The organism is Streptomyces europaeiscabiei (genome assembly GCF_036346855.1).
Taxonomy (GTDB): domain Bacteria; phylum Actinomycetota; class Actinomycetes; order Streptomycetales; family Streptomycetaceae; genus Streptomyces; species Streptomyces europaeiscabiei.
Genome location: NZ_CP107841.1, coordinates 4,930,622 through 4,949,136 on the forward strand (window position 1 = coordinate 4,930,622; position 18,515 = coordinate 4,949,136).

General features: G+C 70.7%; 11 protein-coding genes and 1 rRNA gene. 4 read left to right on the plus strand and 8 right to left on the minus strand.

Annotated features, from left to right (window positions below):
• Positions 1-84: 84 nt before the first annotated feature.
• Both OG858_RS21530 and OG858_RS21535 read right to left on the minus strand, forming a co-directional pair.
• Positions 85-1,610, minus strand: a 16S ribosomal RNA gene (locus OG858_RS21530).
• A 676-nt stretch (positions 1,611-2,286) separates the two neighbouring features.
• Complete coding sequence (locus OG858_RS21535; protein WP_037689226.1) at positions 2,287-2,844, minus strand: MarR family winged helix-turn-helix transcriptional regulator; 558 nt, start codon at positions 2,842-2,844, stop codon at positions 2,287-2,289.
• Between the two features lie 145 nt (positions 2,845-2,989).
• Between OG858_RS21535 and OG858_RS21540 the strand changes: the two genes are divergently transcribed.
• Positions 2,990-4,267, plus strand: a complete 1,278-nt coding sequence (locus OG858_RS21540) for an MFS transporter (protein ID WP_319268034.1) — start codon at positions 2,990-2,992, stop codon at positions 4,265-4,267.
• A 49-nt stretch (positions 4,268-4,316) separates the two neighbouring features.
• Here OG858_RS21540 and OG858_RS21545 read toward each other — a convergent pair whose 3' ends face one another.
• The 3 genes from OG858_RS21545 to OG858_RS21555 are packed head-to-tail and all read right to left on the minus strand — an operon-like array spanning position 4,317 to position 8,197.
• Positions 4,317-7,100, minus strand: coding sequence for a hypothetical protein (locus OG858_RS21545; protein WP_328544620.1), 2,784 nt, complete (start codon positions 7,098-7,100; stop codon positions 4,317-4,319).
• A 34-nt stretch (positions 7,101-7,134) separates the two neighbouring features.
• The gene (locus OG858_RS21550; RefSeq protein WP_086748547.1) at positions 7,135-7,827 is read right to left on the minus strand and encodes an ABC transporter ATP-binding protein; all 693 of its coding nucleotides are present in this window, start codon (positions 7,825-7,827) and stop codon (positions 7,135-7,137) included.
• Position 7,828: 1 nt separating this feature from the next.
• Positions 7,829-8,197 carry a hypothetical protein gene (locus tag OG858_RS21555; RefSeq protein ID WP_143677205.1) on the minus strand — a complete coding sequence of 123 codons (369 nt, stop codon included), beginning with the start codon at positions 8,195-8,197 and terminating at the stop codon, positions 7,829-7,831.
• Between the two features lie 295 nt (positions 8,198-8,492).
• Here OG858_RS21555 and OG858_RS21560 point away from each other — a divergent pair, with 295 nt between their 5' ends.
• Positions 8,493-9,128 carry a response regulator transcription factor gene (locus tag OG858_RS21560; protein ID WP_179200988.1) on the plus strand — a complete coding sequence of 212 codons (636 nt, stop codon included), beginning with the start codon at positions 8,493-8,495 and terminating at the stop codon, positions 9,126-9,128.
• A 31-nt stretch (positions 9,129-9,159) separates the two neighbouring features.
• Here OG858_RS21560 and OG858_RS21565 read toward each other — a convergent pair whose 3' ends face one another.
• Positions 9,160-10,830, minus strand: coding sequence for an ATP-binding SpoIIE family protein phosphatase (locus tag OG858_RS21565; protein WP_319069456.1), 1,671 nt, complete (start codon positions 10,828-10,830; stop codon positions 9,160-9,162).
• Between the two features lie 224 nt (positions 10,831-11,054).
• Entirely contained in the window at positions 11,055-12,404 is a 1,350-nt protein-coding gene (locus OG858_RS21570) for an NAD(P)/FAD-dependent oxidoreductase (RefSeq protein ID WP_319069455.1), read from the minus strand.
• Positions 12,405-12,900: 496 nt separating this feature from the next.
• Here OG858_RS21570 and OG858_RS21575 point away from each other — a divergent pair, with 496 nt between their 5' ends.
• Positions 12,901-13,698 (plus strand): TetR/AcrR family transcriptional regulator, encoded by a 798-nt coding sequence (locus OG858_RS21575; protein WP_319069454.1) that lies wholly within the window; start codon positions 12,901-12,903, stop codon positions 13,696-13,698.
• Between the two features lie 340 nt (positions 13,699-14,038).
• Entirely contained in the window at positions 14,039-15,901 is a 1,863-nt protein-coding gene (locus OG858_RS21580; RefSeq protein ID WP_319069453.1) for a sigma-70 family RNA polymerase sigma factor, read from the plus strand.
• 406 nt (positions 15,902-16,307) lie between these two features.
• On the opposite strand, the gene OG858_RS21585 is transcribed toward OG858_RS21580, so the two are convergent.
• On the minus strand, positions 16,308-18,401 hold the full coding sequence (locus OG858_RS21585; RefSeq protein WP_319069452.1) for an asparagine synthase-related protein: 2,094 nt from the start codon (positions 18,399-18,401) through the stop codon (positions 16,308-16,310).
• Between the last annotated feature and the right edge of the window lie 114 nt (positions 18,402-18,515).

Consider the following 18,515-nt stretch of genomic DNA (forward strand, 5'->3'; position numbering starts at 1 on the left):
ACCCATGAGCAACCACCGCAGAACATTCGCCTGCGTTATGGCCCTGGACCACCGGGCAAGCCCGGCAGCCTAGATGCTCCTTAGAAAGGAGGTGATCCAGCCGCACCTTCCGGTACGGCTACCTTGTTACGACTTCGTCCCAATCGCCAGTCCCACCTTCGACAGCTCCCTCCCTTACGGGTTGGGCCACCGGCTTCGGGTGTTACCGACTTTCGTGACGTGACGGGCGGTGTGTACAAGGCCCGGGAACGTATTCACCGCAGCAATGCTGATCTGCGATTACTAGCAACTCCGACTTCATGGGGTCGAGTTGCAGACCCCAATCCGAACTGAGACAGGCTTTTTGAGATTCGCTCCGCCTCACGGCTTCGCAGCTCATTGTACCTGCCATTGTAGCACGTGTGCAGCCCAAGACATAAGGGGCATGATGACTTGACGTCGTCCCCACCTTCCTCCGAGTTGACCCCGGCAGTCTCCTGTGAGTCCCCATCACCCCGAAGGGCATGCTGGCAACACAGAACAAGGGTTGCGCTCGTTGCGGGACTTAACCCAACATCTCACGACACGAGCTGACGACAGCCATGCACCACCTGTACACCGACCACAAGGGGGCGACCATCTCTGGCCGTTTCCGGTGTATGTCAAGCCTTGGTAAGGTTCTTCGCGTTGCGTCGAATTAAGCCACATGCTCCGCTGCTTGTGCGGGCCCCCGTCAATTCCTTTGAGTTTTAGCCTTGCGGCCGTACTCCCCAGGCGGGGAACTTAATGCGTTAGCTGCGGCACCGACGACGTGGAATGTCGCCAACACCTAGTTCCCACCGTTTACGGCGTGGACTACCAGGGTATCTAATCCTGTTCGCTCCCCACGCTTTCGCTCCTCAGCGTCAGTAATGGCCCAGAGATCCGCCTTCGCCACCGGTGTTCCTCCTGATATCTGCGCATTTCACCGCTACACCAGGAATTCCGATCTCCCCTACCACACTCTAGTCTGCCCGTATCGAATGCAGACCCGGGGTTAAGCCCCGGGCTTTCACATCCGACGCGACAGACCGCCTACGAGCTCTTTACGCCCAATAATTCCGGACAACGCTCGCGCCCTACGTATTACCGCGGCTGCTGGCACGTAGTTAGCCGGCGCTTCTTCTGCAGGTACCGTCACTTTCGCTTCTTCCCTGCTGAAAGAGGTTTACAACCCGAAGGCCGTCATCCCTCACGCGGCGTCGCTGCATCAGGCTTTCGCCCATTGTGCAATATTCCCCACTGCTGCCTCCCGTAGGAGTCTGGGCCGTGTCTCAGTCCCAGTGTGGCCGGTCGCCCTCTCAGGCCGGCTACCCGTCGTCGCCTTGGTGAGCCGTTACCTCACCAACAAGCTGATAGGCCGCGGGCTCATCCTTCACCGCCGGAGCTTTCCACACTCATCGGATGCCCGAGAGTGTTGTATCCGGTATTAGACCCCGTTTCCAGGGCTTGTCCCAGAGTGAAGGGCAGATTGCCCACGTGTTACTCACCCGTTCGCCACTAATCCCCACCGAAGTGGTTCATCGTTCGACTTGCATGTGTTAAGCACGCCGCCAGCGTTCGTCCTGAGCCAGGATCAAACTCTCCGTGAATGTTTACCCGTAATCGGGTCGACACCACGAGAGCGGAACAGTCAGGCGGAATAAGCCCGACCGTTCACAGCGTCCTCGCTGTGTTTTACTTCAAAGGAACCTCGACCACCGAAAAGTTTCGGCGGACGGGGTATCAACATATCTGGCGTTGATTTTTGGCACGCTGTTGAGTTCTCAAGGAACGGACGCTTCCTTTGTACTCACCCAAGCTACTCTCGGGCTTTCCTCCGGGCAGTTTCCCTTCGGTCTTGCGTTTCCGACTCTATCAGATCGTTTTCCGATCCGATTTCCTCGGTGCTTTCCAGGTTCCCGCTTTCGCGTTTCCCTTTCCGGCGGTTCCGACTCTATCAGATCCTTTCGGGCCTGATTCCCAGTCAGCGGGCGTTGTCTTCGTGGCTGTTGGGCCGTTCCGACGTTCCAAACCCTAGCGGATCTGCTCGGCAGTTCCCAATCGGGGCTGTCGAACCCAAATCGAATTTCATTCGGGCACGCCGAATTCATCCCGATGGGAGATCGTGCTGGTTGGTTTGGGTGCCGCTTGGGGCGGCGGAGGTGCTGTCGCAGAACCGTTAAGGCTCCGTGGCAACCCGAAGAACTTTACGGATCGCGGGGTGGACTGTCAAGCCTCCCCAGGGCGCCCCTCGGCCAAACCTCGGACGCCCCCACAAGAGCGGCCTCAGTCGAGGTCGGTGAGGCGACCGCCGGCGTCCGGCTGTGCGTGCTCGACGCGACGGAGGAGTCGGGTCAGAACCTCGCCCAGGACGGTGCGCTCCAGAGGGGAGAGGTCCTGGAGGAGGTCCTCCTCGAAGACCGAGGCGAGACGCATGGCCTCCAGCCACTTCTCGCGACCCTCGGGCGTGAGCTCGACGATGACGCGTACGCGGTTGGTCTCGTCGCGCTCCCTCGTCACCAGGCCCTCGGTGACCATGCGGTCGATGCGGTGGGTCATGGCGGCAGGGGTGAGGCCCAGCCGCTTGGCGAGCTCGCTCGGGCCCAGGCGGTAGGGGGCGCCGGAGAGAACGAGGGCCTTGAGGACCTCCCACTCGGCGTTGCTGATGTCGAGCGCCGAGGTCTGGCGGCCGTAGGCGACGTTCATGCGGCGGTTGAGACGGGAGAGAGCCGAGACGATCTTCTCGACCTGGGGGTCGAGGTCCCTGAACTCGCGCTGGTAGGCGGCGATCTGCTCTTCGAGTGTCGGCTCGGCGCTGCCGGAGGTGCCGGGGGTGTCGCCCATGGGCCGAAGTATGGCACGCCACGGCTTGGCATCGAAGTCCTTCGGTGTGTACTGTTTAGCTTCTAAGTTTTAGCTTCGAAGTCTTCAGTGTTAACGCTTGAGCTGTGGGCTTCCCTTTCCTAGGCAGGTGAACGTGACCAGGGGGATGGGCGCAGCGATGCGCCGGATTCATGTGGGCAACGCGCTCGGCGCGTTCGGACTCGGCTTCACCGTCCCGTATCTGTACGTCTATGTGGCGCAGGTGCGGGATCTCGGTGCGACGACGGCGGGGCTCGTGCTGGCGGTCTTCGCCGTTGCCGCGCTGGTGGTGCTGCCCCTCGCAGGGCGGGCCATAGTCCGGCGGGGCCCGCTTCCCGTGCTGCTCACCGCCCTGGTCACCGCCTCCGTCGGATCGCTGAGCCTGGGGCTGGCCTCCAGTGCGACGACCGTGCTCTTGTCGGCCGCGGCGCTCGGGGCGGGGCAGGCCGTGATGCAGCCGGCACTCGCGACGCTGATCGTCGACTGTTCGACCGCGGAGAACCGGTCTCGGGACTTCGCCACGCAGTTCTTCCTGCAGAACCTCGGGCTCGGGGTCGGCGGGCTGATAGGCGGGCATCTCGTCGATGCCACACGCGCAGGGTCCTTCACGCTGCTCTTCTCCATACAGGCGGCGATGTTCCTGCTGCTCGTGGGTGTGATGGCGACCGTGCGGATGCCTCGCGCTCCGAAGGTCGCGGGTGTGCCGACGGGGACGGCGGCCAAGGGGAGCTGGAAGCAGCTGCTCGGGAATCGGGCCATGGTGCAGCTGTGCGTGCTGGGCTTCGTGCTGTTCTTCGCCTGCTACGGGCAGTTCGAGTCGGGGCTCAGTGCGTACGGGGTGGAGGCGGCCGGGATATCGACGTCCGCACTCGGGACGGCGCTGGCGGCCAACACCGCGGTGATCGTGGTCGCGCAGTTCGCCGTGCTGCGGTTCGTGACGCGGCGCCGGCGGTCACGGGTGATCGCGGCCGTGGGGCTGATCTGGGCCGTCGCGTGGGGTGTGGCCGGGTTCGCCGGGCTGGGGGAGACGAGCCAGGCCATGGCGACCGCCGCGTTCGTCTCAACGTACGCGCTGTTCGGTCTCGGTGAGGCCATGCTGTCGCCGACCGTCGCGCCGCTGGTGGCCGATCTGGCGCCGACGGGGATGGCCGGGCAGTACAACTCGGCGTTCGCCCTGGTCAAGCAGCTCGCGCTGGCGGTCGGTCCGGCGGTGGGCGGGCCGATGGGTGCCTCGCTGCATGCGCTGTACATCGTGGCTTTCCTTTTGTGCTCGCTGGGCATCAGCGTGCTGGCGCTGCGGCTCGGGCGGCATCTCACGGGCGGGCAGGATCAGCCCGCGCTCGTGGCCAGCCGGGTGGTCGCCGGGAGTGGGGCCGCCGCGGAACCGGTGGTGGCGCGGGCTTGATGTGCCGGCCTTGAGGGGTTGAGAGGAGTCGGGTGGGACGCCTCTCCCTTCAGGTGGCTCGGGCTTCGGTCACACGGAGCTTGTGGGCGGACAGGACGGCGGCGAGAAGTGCCGCCGCATAGGTCGCCGCGGCGAGTACGGCGAGTTGCCACCACGGCACGCTCAGGACGAATCCGGAGACCTGGAAGGCGAGGACCACGGTGGGGATCATGGCGATCAGCAGACCCAGGAGGGTGCTCACCGCGATGAGGACGGCGTGCTGGCAGAGCAGCACATGGCGGGCCCAGCGCGGGGGAATGCCCACGGCGATCAGCCGCGCGAGATAGCGGCGGAGGATGCGGGTCTGGCTGCGGGTGGCGGCCAGTACGGCGGCGAGGGCCAGGACCACCAGGCCCACGGCGGTGGCCAGGAGCGCCGCCGGGGGCACCGGGTCGTCGGGTTCCACGTGGATCAGGACGGCTCCGGCGTCCATGCCGGCGTTGACGACGGCCTGTTGCAGGGCTCGGGCGTCGGTGTCGGGGACGCCGGTGACCATGATCGGTCCGTGGATCTGGATCGGCAGGTCGAGTGCGTTCGCCGTGGCGCGGAGCATGATGCCGTCGGAGCCGGTCCGCCACTCGGCGGGGGCGACCTCGACGGGGGCCATGGGCAGCTCGGCGGTGTCGCCGAGGATCTTGTCGCCCTGGCGGACGACGAGAGAGGTGTGGGCGTCCGCGCCGGTGGGGGCGTCGGGGGAGTGTGCCCAGACGAGCAGGCCGCCGTCGCGCAACAGGGAGGCCTGGGCGGGGTCGAGTCGGCGGCCGATCAACCGTTCGACGTCGGTGGGGTTGTCCGCGGTGAGCAGGCTGCTGTCGTTGCCCTTCCGGCTCGCCATGCGGGGGTTGTCGGGGTCACCGTCCATCAGGTAGCGCGGCTCTGTGCGGGGCAGCCCGTCGAGCGTGCCGGAGGCGTCGACCGTGCGGAGCAGGGCCTCGCCGGGCGGGAAGGTGTCGCTCTCGTGGCCGGCCAGCAGGACCTGGCCGGCGAGCACGGAGGGGTACGCCTGCTTCTCGGCCGTGCGGATCAGGGTGTCCAGGAGGGTGACATAGCCGAGCGATGCCCCGAACAGCACGGTGAGCACGGCCAGGGCGGCGCAGGCCCTGGAGCGGTCGGCAGCGAGCTGGCGGCGGACCAGGCGGCGGCGGGGACCGCCCTCCGGCAGCACTTTGAGCACCCCGGAGAACACCTCGGGGATGATCAGGAGGACGGCGACGATCAGGATGCCGGTGAGGATCATGGCGTGCGGGGGTGAGTCGACCCAGGTGGCGTACACCGCGGTGGCGCACCAGGCGGCGACGGCCAGCAGATGCCGGGCGTCGCGGGCGCGGCGGGCGCCGGGGCGGTCGGTGGCACGGGCGCTGTCGTCCTCGGTGTGCGGCCGGGCGGGTTCGTCGCGCCGGGTGCGGGCGAGGACCGTGCCGGCGATCAGACCGGTCACGAGGACCACGGCGAGGAGGCGCAGCACGGGCGAGGCGAGGTCGTCGAGCGGGCCCGCCGGGCTGTCGCGCAGGTGGGAGATGAGCAGCCGGGCGCCGAGGCCGACCAGGACGCCGGCCACGGCTCCACAGGCGGCCGCGGCCAGTGACCAGGCCAGCGCGGCCAGGGCGGGGGCGAGCGCGGCCGTCGTACGGGAGACGCCGACGGAGGTCAGGGAGGCGGTGGTGCGGCGGAAGCGGCGGCCGTTGAGTCCGAAGACGAGCAGGACGGCCGCGGCCGGCACCAGGAGCGACGGGACGGTGTAGCCGGCGGGGGTCTTCTCGATCCAGGTCTTCTGCGGGCGGGCCACGAGCTGGTCCCTGGTGACCAGGGTGGCGGCCACGGCGTTCTGCCCGTCCTCGCGGATCGCGGCGGCTTCGGGGCTGTCGCCGCCGTTCTCGGCCCAGGTGCGGGCGGCGGCGGTGAAGGCGTCGACGACCTGCTGCTGCCTGTCCCCCGCCCACATCAGGTCCATCTGGGCGGTCAGTACGGGGAACCCCTTGCTGAGGGTGGGGTCGAGTCCGGCCCAGGTGCCCGGTCCGAGCAGCAGGTTGGTGGTGTCGGCGGCGCGGTCGTCGACGGTGGCGACGACCTTGAGCCGGACGTCGCCCAGCACGGTGAGGGTCTCGCCGACCGGGGTCCGCACGTCGTCCGGCTCGGTGACGGCCACCTCGCCGGGGCGGCTCGGCCACTGGCCGGACAGCAGTTCGTACCGCTCGGGGTACGGCCGGGAGGCCCAGTCGCTCTCCAGGGCGGTCACATTGCGGGCTGGTGTGGTGTTCAGCTGCACGTCGGTCGCGCTGAGCACGATCCCGGCGTCCGTGGCTCCGGCGTCGCGCGCCCGGGAGCGGAGGTCGGTGAGGAAGGTGTCGTCGCCCGGCGACAGGGAGACGCCGCTGCCGTAGCCGATCTTGGCACCGAAGCGGCCCAGTTCGTTCTCGGCCACCTGTTCGCCGGACAAGGACAGGGTCCGCAGCGTGACGAACATGCCCGTCACCAGCAGTCCGGCGACGAACACGAGCGCCACCGACCGGGCCAGCGCCCGCGAGCGGGCCAGCCGCCGGGCCAGCCGCGAGGTCAGCCGGGCCCGGTCGGCGAACGTCATGGGGCGGCCGTACGGCATGGGGTCGGGTGCCGTGCGGGTGTGGGTCGTACGGGTGTGGGCCGTGAGGTCGTCGGCCGTCCGGCCCTGGAGCACGCGGTCCTCGGCGGCGCTGTCACCGACCGAGCGGGCTCCGGTCGAGGCGTCTGAGGCCGAGCCGACCGCAGGTGCGCGGTCGCCGGTCGCGCGGTCGTCGGTCATGCGGTCGTCGGTCATGCGGCGCCGGGCCCCCGTGTCGTCTCCGTGGTGGTCACTGGCGGGATTCCAGGCGGCCGTCGACGACCTCGTAGACCGTGTCGGCGAAGTCGCGGCAGCGTGGGTCGTGCGAGCAGATCACGGCCAGTACGCCGTCGTCGCACAGGGTCCGGAACAGCTCGAACAGCTCACTTGTGTTCGTCGAGTCGAGGGCGCCGGTCGGCTCGTCCGCGAGCAGGACCGACCGCTGCCCGGTGAGCGCTCGCGCGACGCCCACCCGCTGGCGCTGTCCGCCGGACATCTGCCACGGCATGCGGTCCTCCAGCCCCGCCAGGCCGACGCGGGCCAGTTCGGCCAGCGCCTGCTCACGGGCTTCGGCAACCGGGAAACCGCACGCCTCCAAGGGCAGCGCGACGTTCTCCACCGCGCTGAACTCCTCGATCAGGTTGTGCTCCTGGAACACCACGCCGACGGTGCGCAGCCGGAGTTCCGCCCGCCGGGCCTCGTCGGCCGTACTCACGTCGACGTCGCCGACCCGGATCTCGCCGGAGTCGGCGAGATCCAGGCCGGCGAGCAGATTCAGCAGGGTCGACTTGCCGGAGCCGCTGGCGCCGTAGATGCACACGAACTCCCCCGCCCGGGCGGTGAAGTCCACGTCTCTCGCGGCCCAGACGGTCTCGGCCGCGGAGTGGTAGGCCTTGCACAGTCCGCTCGTCCGGACGAGCGGTGCGCCAGCGGCTGTCGTCAATTCAGCACCCGTTCCGCGTACGCCATGACGTGATCTCGTCACTGTTCCAGGGGGCGACGTTGTCGTCGGTGTCGTTCCTGTGCATGTCCTGCTTGTCGCCCGAGCCGTTGGAGTGCTCGGCCATACAGCCGGTGTGGGTGGCCGAGCGGTTGGCCCACGAGTCCATCTCGTCGTTGCGGTCGCCGGTCATGTTGGTCCACGTGGTGGAGCCGTGGGCGCGTTCGCCGATCAGCCAGTGGAAGTCGTTGTTGCCCCACATGCACATGTTGTTCGCGTTGCACTCGCTCAGCGACGCGTGGGCCACGCCCCCACTGGTGAAGAGGGTCGCACCCACGAACATCGTCGCCGCTATGGCTGTCTTGATTCTCAACTTCTCGTTCCCCCATCGTGTGCGGTCTGTTCGCTCCACCACCCTGGGGCACCATCCGTCACCGCTGTACCCCACTCTCGGGGGAGCCCTGATCGCCTCCCACCCGGCAGGGGAGTTGACACCGGTACGCGGTCCTTCTAGGGGCGCTATGCGCTTGACCGCCCCCATCCCAAGTGTGAAGCTGCACACGGTTGTTGAAGCCTTAAGAACGCTCTTGACCACAGCGGGTCTTTCGTGTCCAACCAGCCTTACCTGACGGGGGAACAGAATGTTTCGTGTCGCGTTGGTGGCTCCCATGCTCTCCGCACGCATCGCGGTTCGCACCGTATTGGAGGAAGTACAGCAGTTCACGCTCGTCGCCGAGGGCGCTCCCGGCACTCTGGCCGACATCGTGCGCTGGTCGCGGCCCGATGTCGTGGTGATCAGCCACGCCGTGGAGAGCGAGGCCCTGCACACGCTGCTCCGGCTCGACGGACCCGCGGGCGTCGTGCTCTGCGAACAGCTCACCGGCCACGGCACCCGCCAGCTGCTCCGGCACGGCGCGACGGGCATCCTGCGCCGGGCCACCGCGTCGGCGCATCTGTCGTGGGCGGTGGCCGCCGTCGCCCAGGGAGGTCTCGCGCTGGACCCCTGTCTGACGGAGGAGATGACGAACGCCTACACCAGACCCGCCCCACCGGACCAGAAACGCTCGTCGGCCGAGGAACTGGTGTCCTCGCTCACCCCGCGCGAACGGGAGATCCTCTCGCTCGTCGGCGGCGGACTGCCCAACCGGGAGATCGCCGACAGCCTGAACCTGAGCACCGACACCGTCAAGGACCACCTCCGGCGCGTCTACACCAAGCTCGGCGCCGAGACCCGCCTCCACGCGGCCCGGGTCGCCTGGTACGCGGGGGTCGACGCCCCCCGCCAGGTGCCCGAGTCCGTGTGACGGCCCGCGGCGGGGGTGCGGCCCCCGCCGCTCAGGTCGTCCGCGGCAGGGCGAACTCGCACCACACCGCCTTGCCGCCGCCCGGGGCTCGGCGGCTGCCCCAGTTGGAGGCGATGGTGGCGATGATGGCGATGCCGCGGCCGGACTCGTCGGCGGGGTCGGCCCGGCGGCGACGCGGAAGGTGGTCGTTGCCGTCGGTGACCTCGACGATCAGACGGCGGTCGGTGCGGCGCAGGCGTAGCCGCATCGGTGGGGTGCCGTGCTGGAGGGAGTTGGCGACGAGTTCGCTGGCTGCAAGAACGCCCAGGTCGTGGAGTTCCGGGGGGAAACGCCAGCTGGTGAGGACGCCGGAGGCGAAGGCGCGGGCGCGGGGGGCCGCTTCCACGCCGCCGAGGAGTTCCAGGGCGGCGTTGCGGAAGAGTTCGCTGTCGGGGCCGACACGGGCGGGGTGCTGGAGGACGAGGACGGCCACGTCGTCGTCGTGGTCGGCGGTGACGCCCGTCGAGCGGACCAGGCGGTCGCAGACGACCTGCGGGGTGCCCGTGGCTCCGGACAGGGCGCGTTCCAGGGCGGCGATTCCCTCGTCCAGGTCCTCGTCGCGCCGCTCCACGAGGCCGTCCGTGTAGAAGACGGCCGTGGAGCCGGGGCCCAGGGGGATCGAGCCGGAGGAGTGCGTCCAGCCACCGGTGCCGAGCGGAGGGCCGGTCGGTTCGTCGGCGCGCAGGACCGTGCCGCTCTCGTCGCGGACGAGGATGGGCAGGTGGCCCGCGGAGGAGTACACCAGGCGGCCCTCGTTTGGGTCGTGGACGGCGTAGGCGCAGGTGGCGATCTGGTTGGGGTCGATCTCCGTCGCGAGGCCGTCCAGCAGTTGGAGCACCTCGTGCGGGGGGAGGTCCAGGCGGGCGTAGGCGCGGACGGCCGTACGGAGCTGGCCCATGACGGCGGCCGCTCGCACTCCTCGGCCCATGACGTCGCCGATGACGAGGGCCGTGCGGCCGCCGCCGAGGGTGATGACGTCGTACCAGTCGCCGCCGACGGCGGTCTCGGTGCCGCCGGGGTGGTAGACGGCGGCGATGCGCAGGTCGTCGGGTTCCTCCAGCTCCTGCGGGAGGAGGGAGCGCTGGAGGGTGACGGCGGTCTCGCGCTGGCGGCGTTCGCTCGCGCGGAGACGTTCGGCGGCCTCGGCGTGGTCGGTGACGTCGGCGGCGAAGATCAGGACGCCGCCGTCGCTCTGCCCGGCGCCGTTCGGTACGTCGACGGGGGTGCAGGTGATCGTGTAGCTGCGACCGCCGGCGGCCTTGCGGGACTTGACCGTGCGGGACCTGGAGCTGCGCAGGACCTGGTCGAGGAGCGGGAGGAGGCCGAGGTCGTCCAGCTCCGGCAGGGCCTCGCGGGCGGGTTCCCCGAGCGGGCGCACGCCGAAGGCCGCGACATAGGCGTCGTTGACGTAGGCCGTGCGGTGGTCGGAGCCGTGGACGAGGGCGACGAGGGCCGGGATGCGGTCGAGGATCTCGCGGGTCGGGAGGTCGTCGACGGCGGGCACGGTCGGTGGGTCGTCCGGGGGGTCGTCGGTCTGCCGTTCGGCGCGGGCCGCGGGTACGGAGCCTTCCCCCCGCCGGTCCGGGGTGACCGTGTGTTCGGTCCGCGCTGCGGCGCGGCGCTGCGTACCGGGGAGCCGGGCGCTCCAGCGCGTGAAGTTCACCGAATCCTTGCCTCGTGCCTCGTGTTGTCGTCTGTGGCCGGCTCCGGATCCGGCCGGTGGCCCGGGGGTGCCCCGGGTGCGGCGGTGGGGGACGCCTGGTCGTGGGTACGTGTGGGCGGGGTGGTGGCCCCGCCCGAGATCATGGATCACGTCGCCGACCAGTCTGGCCGACCGGACCGACATCCGTCAGACGTCAGCCTGAACGGTGGAGTTCCTGGATCCGGTCAGGACGACCCCTTCGGGTCCTCAGGGGGCTTTCCACCGGCCGCGAGTTCGAACTCCGCACGGGGATGTTCGAGTGATCCGAGCGAGACGATCTCCCGTTTGAAGAGCCCGGCGAGGGTCCATTCGGCGAGGACGCGGGCCTTGCGGTTGAAGGTCGGCACCCTGCTCAGGTGGTAGACGCGGTGCATGAACCAAGCCGGGTAGCCCTTCAGTTTCCGCCCGTAGACGTGGGCCACGCCCTTGTGGAGGCCCAGGGAGGCGACCGAGCCGACGTATTTGTGCGAGTACGTCTGGAGCGGCTGGCCGCGCAGGGAACGGGCGATGTTGTCGCCGAGGGTGCGGGCCTGGCGTACGGCGTGCTGGGCGTTGGGGGCGGTCTCCCTGCCGGGTTCGGCGGTGACGTCGGGGACGGCGGCCGCGTCGCCCGCGGCCCAGGCGTGCGCGACGCCCTCGACGGTCAGCTGGGCGGTGCACTTCAGGCGCCCGCGCTCGTTCAGCGGCAGGTCGGTGGCGGCGAGGATCGGGTGCGGTTTGACGCCGGCCGTCCAGACGACCGTACGGGTCGGGAAGCGGGCTCCGTCGCTGAGGACGGCGACGCGGTCGGCGCACGATTCGAGGCGGGTGTGGAGGCGTACGTCGATGTTGCGGCGACGCAGCTCGGTGACCGTGTAGCGGCCCATCTCCTCACCGACCTCCGGGAGGATGCGGTCGGAGGCCTCCACGAGGATCCACTTCATGTCCTCGGGCTTCACGTTGTGGTAGTACCGCGCGGTGTAGCGGGCCATGTCCTCCAGCTCGCCGAGCGCCTCCACGCCCGCGTAGCCGCCGCCCACGAAGACGAAGGTCAGGGCGGCGTCGCGGATCGCGGGGTCGCGGGTGGAGGAGGCGATGTCCATCTGCTCGATGACGTGGTTGCGCAGGCCGATGGCCTCTTCGACGGTCTTGAAACCGATGGCGTAGTCCGCGAGCCCGGGGACGGGCAGGGTGCGCGAGATCGAGCCGGGGGCGAGGACGAGTTCGTCGTACGTCAGCTGCTCGGCCTCGGTGCCCTCCTCCTCGGTGGCGAGGGTGTCGAGTGTCGCGATGCGCTTGGCGTGGTTGATCGAGGTGGCCTCGCCGATGACGACCTTGCACTGGTCGAGGACGCGGCGCAGCGGGACGACGACATGGCGGGGCGAGATGGAGCCCGCGGCCGCCTCCGGAAGGAAGGGTTGATACGTCATATAGGGGTCGGGGGACACGACGACGATCTCGACGTCGCCACGTCCGAGTTCCGGTTTCAGCTGTCGCTGCAGACGCAGCGCTGTGTACAGCCCGACGTATCCGCCGCCGACGATAAGAATGCGCATCGGTTCCTTCACCCTCCCATGACGCACCTTGCTCGCTGGTTTGTCCACAGGCCCGGCAATTTGTGTGACCGGTCTCCACAAAGGCGCGGGGTTGGCCGATTTGCCGGCGTGCACGACAGGTGCGCAGGTCAGATGGTGTGAGCCGGGCGGCAGGAGGGTGCGCAAACCGGACGTAAACCGCCCGTACTCCGATCGGGGGGCGCTCCGTGCGGAACGTGCCCCTTCTGAATTGACTCCCGCTCAACTATGTTCGTGTGTCGACGGGGTGTAGGGGGGATGCGTTCAAGAAGTTCGGTCGGGTCCGGGATCGGGGTTGTGGATCTCGGGTTCGGGTCCGGGTTCCGTGTGGTCCGCGACGGGCGGGCCGGTTCGGGGACCGGGTTGCCGACGAAGGAAATCGGTGACCACCGAGGACCTTGGACGCTCGTTCCGCCGCTCCGGCTTCCGATGACGGGGAGAGTCTCCGGGGGGAGACGTCATTACCGGGGGAATACGTATGCATATTCAGGAGTCCCATTGGTCGTCCGCGTCCACCATCGCACCCAGTGGTGCGATCGGCGCGGCGGGCGGCAACGGACGCGGTGACGGAGTGCGGTCCACTCCGCTCCGCGTGGACGCACAGCGCAACCTCGAGCACGTGCTGCGCGCGGCGCGCGAGGTCTTCGGCGAGCTGGGGTACGGCGCGCCGATGGAGGACGTGGCCCGCCGCGCGCGGGTCGGTGTCGGCACGGTGTACCGGCGCTTCCCGAGCAAGGACGTCCTGGTCCGGCGGATAGCCGAGGAGGAGACGTCTCGGCTCACCGAACAGGCCAGGGTGGCGCTCGGACAGGAGGAGGACCCGTGGCAGGCACTGTCGCGGTTCCTGCGAACGTCCGTGGCCTCGGGTGCCGGGCGGCTGCTGCCGCCGCAGGTGCTGCGGGTCGGGGTCGCGGATGACGCGGCCGAGGCCGACGGCATCGGCGCGTTCGTCGTGGACGAGGCGCGGGTGCCGCAGCAGCGGGTTCAGCCGACGGCCGAGCTCCGGCTGGTCTCGGCGGATTCGGGTGCCGGTGGCGTCGGCGGTTCCGGTGGGCCGGTGGACGATGCCGGGGCTTCGGCGCTGCTCGAGGTGGTGGGGCAGTTGGTGGAGCGGGCTCGGGCGGCCGGTGCGCTGCGGGCTGATGTGACCGTGGCGGACGTGTTGTTGGTGATCGCCACGGGTGCGCCCGCGTTGCCGGATGCGGCGCAGCAGGCTGCCGCTTCGGCTCGGTTGCTCGACATCTTGCTGGAGGGGTTGCGGTCTCGGCCGGCCTGATGAGGGTCGGGTGAGGGTTCGTTCCTTCAGGGGCGGCGCGGGTGGTTGTTCGCCCCCGCCGCCCCTACCCGTTCCCGTCCCCGTTCCCGTCCCCGGGGGCGCTGCCCCTTCGGCCCTGAGGGGTTCGTTGTCGGGTGCGGATCCGGTAGGGGTTGCTCTCGCAGTTCCCCGCGCCCCTCTGCGGGGCGCGGGTTACTCATATGGGTGAACGGCGGTACCGAGGTCTGGGAGTCCCCTCGGACGAGTGGTATGTCCGTAGTGCCAGGGACTGAACAAAAGCCAATATGGCACTCTGCCCTGGTGTTCGGGACTGGGTCGGCTGGCGGCGGGGGCTTCCGCGATGGGTGTTGACGGGCTGGGCGAGCCGAGGCCGGGGGCGGAGACGGAGCCTCAGGTGCCCAGCCAAGGGGGGCGTGGGATACCGGCGCAGTGGGATCGGTTCGACTCCGGGGTGCTGCCGCCGCGGGCACCCTCCGACGCCGATCTGATCGAGCGGATGCGGTCGGGGGGTGACTCGGCGTACGAGGAGCTGTACCGGCGGCACGCGGAGGCCGTCCGCCGGTATGCGCGGACCTGCTGCCGGGACGCCCACACCGCCGACGACCTCACCGCCGAGGTCTTCGCCCGGATGCTGCAGGCGGTGCGGGGCGGCTCCGGGCCGGAGCACGCCGTACGGGCCTACCTGCTCACGTCCGTGCGGCGGGTCGCCGCCACGTGGACGAGTTCCGCAAGGCGGGAGCAGCTCGTCGACGACTTCGCCGTGTTCGCGGCGCAGGCCTCGCGCGGGGCCGCGGTGTCGGACACGGACACGCTCGACCTCGGCGCGGAGGTGCGGGCGATGCACGAGGCCGAGCAGTCGATGGCGATGCGGGCGTTCCGTTCGCTGCCGGAGCGGTGGCAGGCCGTGCTGTGGCACACGGAGGTCGAGGACGAGTCACCGAGCGAGGTCGCCCCGCTCTTCGGGCTGGACGCCAACGGCACCCGGGTGCTGGCCAGTCGGGCACGGGAGGGGCTGAAGCAGGCGTATCTGCAGGCCCATGTGTCCGCCACGCTCGCCGGGAACGCGGGGGAGTGCGGGCGGTACGCCGACCGGCTCGGCGCGTACGCCCGTGGCAGTCTGCGGACGCGGGCCGAGCGGGGGCTGCGCGCTCATCTGGAGGAGTGCGCGGCGTGCCGGCTGGCCGCCGGGCAGATCAAGGACGTCGCGAGCGGGATCCCGGCTGTCGTACCGGTCGCGGTCATCGGTTGGTTCGGTGCGGCCGGGTACGCCAAGGTGGCCGCGCTGGTCGCCGGTGGCGCGGGGGCCGGGGCCGCGGGTGCGGCGGCCACCGTGAGCGGTGGATCCGGTGGTGCGGGCGCGGGCGGCGGGGCCGCCGCGGAGTGGCTCGGCGCGCCGGCGAAGGCCGGGATCGCGGTGAGTGTGGCCGGGATGGTCGCCGCGGCGGTGGCGCTCGCGCTGGCGGGCGACGACGTGGAGCCCAAGGAACCGCCGGCCAAGCCGTCCGCCTCGCGGCCCGTCGAGGCCGCGCCGGAGCCGGATCCCTCGACGCCGCCGGAGGAGGCGCCGGCGCCGGGCGCGCCCGCGGTGGTGGTGCCGGTGTCCAGGCCGTTGCCGACACCGACACCATCGCCCTCGCCGTCGCGGGCTGTCACACCGGCTCCGGCCGCGAAGCCGACGCCCACGCCCACGCCGCCCACGCCTGCCGCGCCGCCGAAGCCGTCGCCCACGCCGACCCCGACGCCCCCTCCCCCACCCCCGTCGGCTCCCCCGGCCGTCCATCAGTGGAACGAGCTGCGGTACGGCGTCCTCGGCGGCGGCACCGAGCCGGAGATGCGGCTCGCGGAGAGCAGTTGGGTCTGGCAGCGGTACGGGGTGTCGATCGCCGGGAAGCGGTACGCGAACGGGGTGACCGTGCACGGTCGCTCTTCCGTGACCATCGATCTCAACCGCCGGTGCGGCTCGTACGACGCGCTCGTCGGCGTCGACGACCTGACGCACGGCCTCGGCAAGGTCTTCTTCTCCGTCTACGGCGACGGGGTACGGCTGTGGAGGTCCGGGCCGGTGCGGGGTGGGGATCCGGCGGTCCCGGTGCGGGTGGATCTCAGCGGGCGGAAGACGGTACGGCTGGTCGTCGAGCCGCACAGCCACTACGAGCTGCCGGTGCTGGCGGACTGGGCGGAGTCGAGGTTCAGCTGCGGATGACGGTTCGGCGACCGGCCCGGGTTGAGGGGCGGGTCCGGGTTCAGGAGCGGGTCCCCGTTTCAGGGGTAGGCCTGGGTTCAGGGGTAGGCCCGGGTCCGGCCCGGGGTTCAGAGGTAGGCCCGGGGGCCCGGGTTCGGGGATAGGCCCGGGTCCGGCCCGGGTTCAGGGGTAGGCCCGGGGTTCAGAGGTAGGCCCGGGTCCGGCCCGGGGTTCAGAGGTAGGCCCGGGTTCAGGAGCGGGTGTCTGTTCTCATCGGTCGGCGCACGGATGGCGGGCGTGGGTGCTCTCGCCGTCCGCAACGCCATGTCCTGGCGGGGCGGAGCCCTTGTTCGATGCGCAACGCCATGTCCTGGCGGGGCGGAGCCCTTGTTCGATGCGCGACGCCCTCGGCCCCGAAGGCCTGGGGCTACGCCCGTCTGGCCGTCGCTCCCGTGCCCAGTGCGCCTCTTGGCGGTGTGATGCCGGCCGGTACCGCGCGTTGTCTTGCCGGGGTGCCTGTCCAGCAGGTGCCGCGGCGGGAGAGGAGGCGGCGTAGCCAGAGTTCGAGGGCGACCAGGTCGGCGAGGCCGTCGAGGGGGAGGGGTTCGCCCTCGGCGGCCGCGCGGAGGGCCTTGCGGACCACTCGGGCTTCGACGAGGCCCGCCTGCGCGAGCAGTGGCGTGTCGAAGAGGGTGATCAGGGTGTCGGCGGCCACGCGGAGGCCGGTGCGGGCGGCGGCGGTGGAGGTGGCGTGGGAGGGGGCACCCCAGCCGGACGGGAGGTCGGTGACGCCGGCGCCCTCCAGGACCGTACGGAGGATGGCGGCGCGGGCGCCCGGCTGGACACGCAGGGCCTCGGGGAGGGTGCGGCAGGCGCGGACGACCTGGTTGTCGAGGAAGGGGGTGTGGAGGCGTTGGGAGCGGATCTCCACCGCCTGTTCCAGGATCCTCAGGTCCGCCGCGTGGCGGGCCAGGGCCGCGCGGGCGCGGAAGTCGCCGGGGCGCTGGCCGGGGCCGACGGTGGGGCGGCCCGTCGTCGCTCCCAGGCGAATCGATACTTCTGCCAGGGCCTCGCCCGTGAGCCAGCGGGCTGCGGGGCCCGGTCTGGCCCAGGTGAGGGCGGCCAGCGAGGCGCCCACCGCGCCTCCGGGCTCCTCGAAGCGCCGTTGCATGAGGCGGTCGGCGAGGACTTCGACGCCGGAGCGGTACGGGGTGCGGGCCAGCTTCCGGGCGGCGCCGTACACGCGCGCGGGGACCATCACCGAGCCGTCGGCCCTGGCGAGGGCGGCGACCGGGCGGACCAGGTGGCGGCGTTTGCGGTCCATGAGGAGGTCGGCGAGCCGGGCGGGATGGGCATCCAGGACCTGACGGGCGCCGTAGCCGGTGAAGTGGTCCGCGCTGCCGGAGGCGAGGCGGGCGCGGTGGCGGGCGGCCGTCACCAGGGAGGGGCCCGGCTCGTCGGTCAGGGGGACTTCGAGGTCGGCGTACGGGAGTACTTCCTCGCCTCCTGTCACGACCACGTGGTGGAGGCGGGGGTTGGCGGCCAGGGTGCCCGCGCGTTCCAGCTCGGTCTCGCGGCCGGAGGTGGCCAGGTCGTTGAAGGTGACGGCGAGGAGGCGTTCACCGGCGCCCGTGCCGTGGCCCAGGACCGTGCCGGGCGCACCGGGCAGGCCGGCGGCGAGCAGGGCGAGGGTGCCGGAGGCGGGGCCGCCGGAGACGTCGGCGCCGATGCCGGGGACGGGCATGCCCCGGGCGGCCCGGCGCTCGGCCGGGCCCATGCCGGGGACCGGGCCGGGGTCGACGTCGGGCACGTGCCGGGGCGCGGACAGCCGGGTCCGTACGGCCTCGACGAGCGCGTCACGCACGGCGTCCACCGCGCTGGCCGGGTCGGCGGAGGGGGCGGCGACGGCGAGGGAGGCGACCGGCTCGTAGCCGGCGATCTCGCGGGCCCCGGCGCGCAGGATCAGTGCGTGCCCCGGGGGAATGCGGCGCACGCCGTCGTACGGGGTGGAGTCCTGGAGGGCGTCCGGTACGTCGGGGGCGGCCAGCAGGGCTGCCAGGTACCCGAAGTCGAGGTCGGCCTCGATGAGGTCGGCGAGAGGGAGGGCGGCGGTCGCGTACGCGGTGCCGCCCGCCCAGGGGGTGTGGAAGACCGGGCGCGCGCCCGCCAGGTCGCCGCAGACCGTCAGCCGGCGGCCGACCTGGACGACGGCGGTGTAGCTGCCGGGCCAGGCGGTGAGGTGGCGCAGGGCACCGCCCCGGGCGGCGAACAGACCCACGCGCAGCTGCTCGTCGGAGGCGCCGCAGATGCCGAGGACGGCGATCCTCGTCCGGGCGTCGGCCGTCACGACGCGCACCTCGTCGGGGCGCCAGTCGCCGACGGCCCACAGCGGGTCGGGGTCGCCCCACAGAAGATGGGAGCCGACCGGGTGCACGCTCTCACCGTCGGGTCCGGTCGCGCCGCCGGAGCCGAAGACGGGTGCGCCAGCGGCGGTACTGCTCCATCCCACCAACCACCGCATCGACGCCTCCACAGGCTGTGGACAACCAGTGCACCGAACGAACGGCACCCATGCTGCCACGAAGAAGGCCTGCCGGAGAGCGCGTAGCGCGGCTTGCACACCGGTAAGTGCGCC

Coding starts and splice junctions, on each gene's coding strand:
- OG858_RS21575 (WP_319069454.1), top strand. CDS start 12,901: ATGCATATTCAGGAGTCCCATTGGTCGTCCGCGTCCACCATCGCACCC.
- OG858_RS21560 (WP_179200988.1), top strand. CDS start 8,493: ATGCTCTCCGCACGCATCGCGGTTCGCACCGTATTGGAGGAAGTACAG.
- OG858_RS21535 (WP_037689226.1), bottom strand. CDS start 2,844: ATGGGCGACACCCCCGGCACCTCCGGCAGCGCCGAGCCGACACTCGAA.
- OG858_RS21540 (WP_319268034.1), top strand. CDS start 2,990: ATGGGCGCAGCGATGCGCCGGATTCATGTGGGCAACGCGCTCGGCGCG.
- OG858_RS21580 (WP_319069453.1), top strand. CDS start 14,039: ATGGGTGTTGACGGGCTGGGCGAGCCGAGGCCGGGGGCGGAGACGGAG.
- OG858_RS21585 (WP_319069452.1), bottom strand. CDS start 18,401: ATGCGGTGGTTGGTGGGATGGAGCAGTACCGCCGCTGGCGCACCCGTC.
- OG858_RS21570 (WP_319069455.1), bottom strand. CDS start 12,404: ATGCGCATTCTTATCGTCGGCGGCGGATACGTCGGGCTGTACACAGCG.
- OG858_RS21545 (WP_328544620.1), bottom strand. CDS start 7,100: ATGACCGACGACCGCATGACCGACGACCGCGCGACCGGCGACCGCGCA.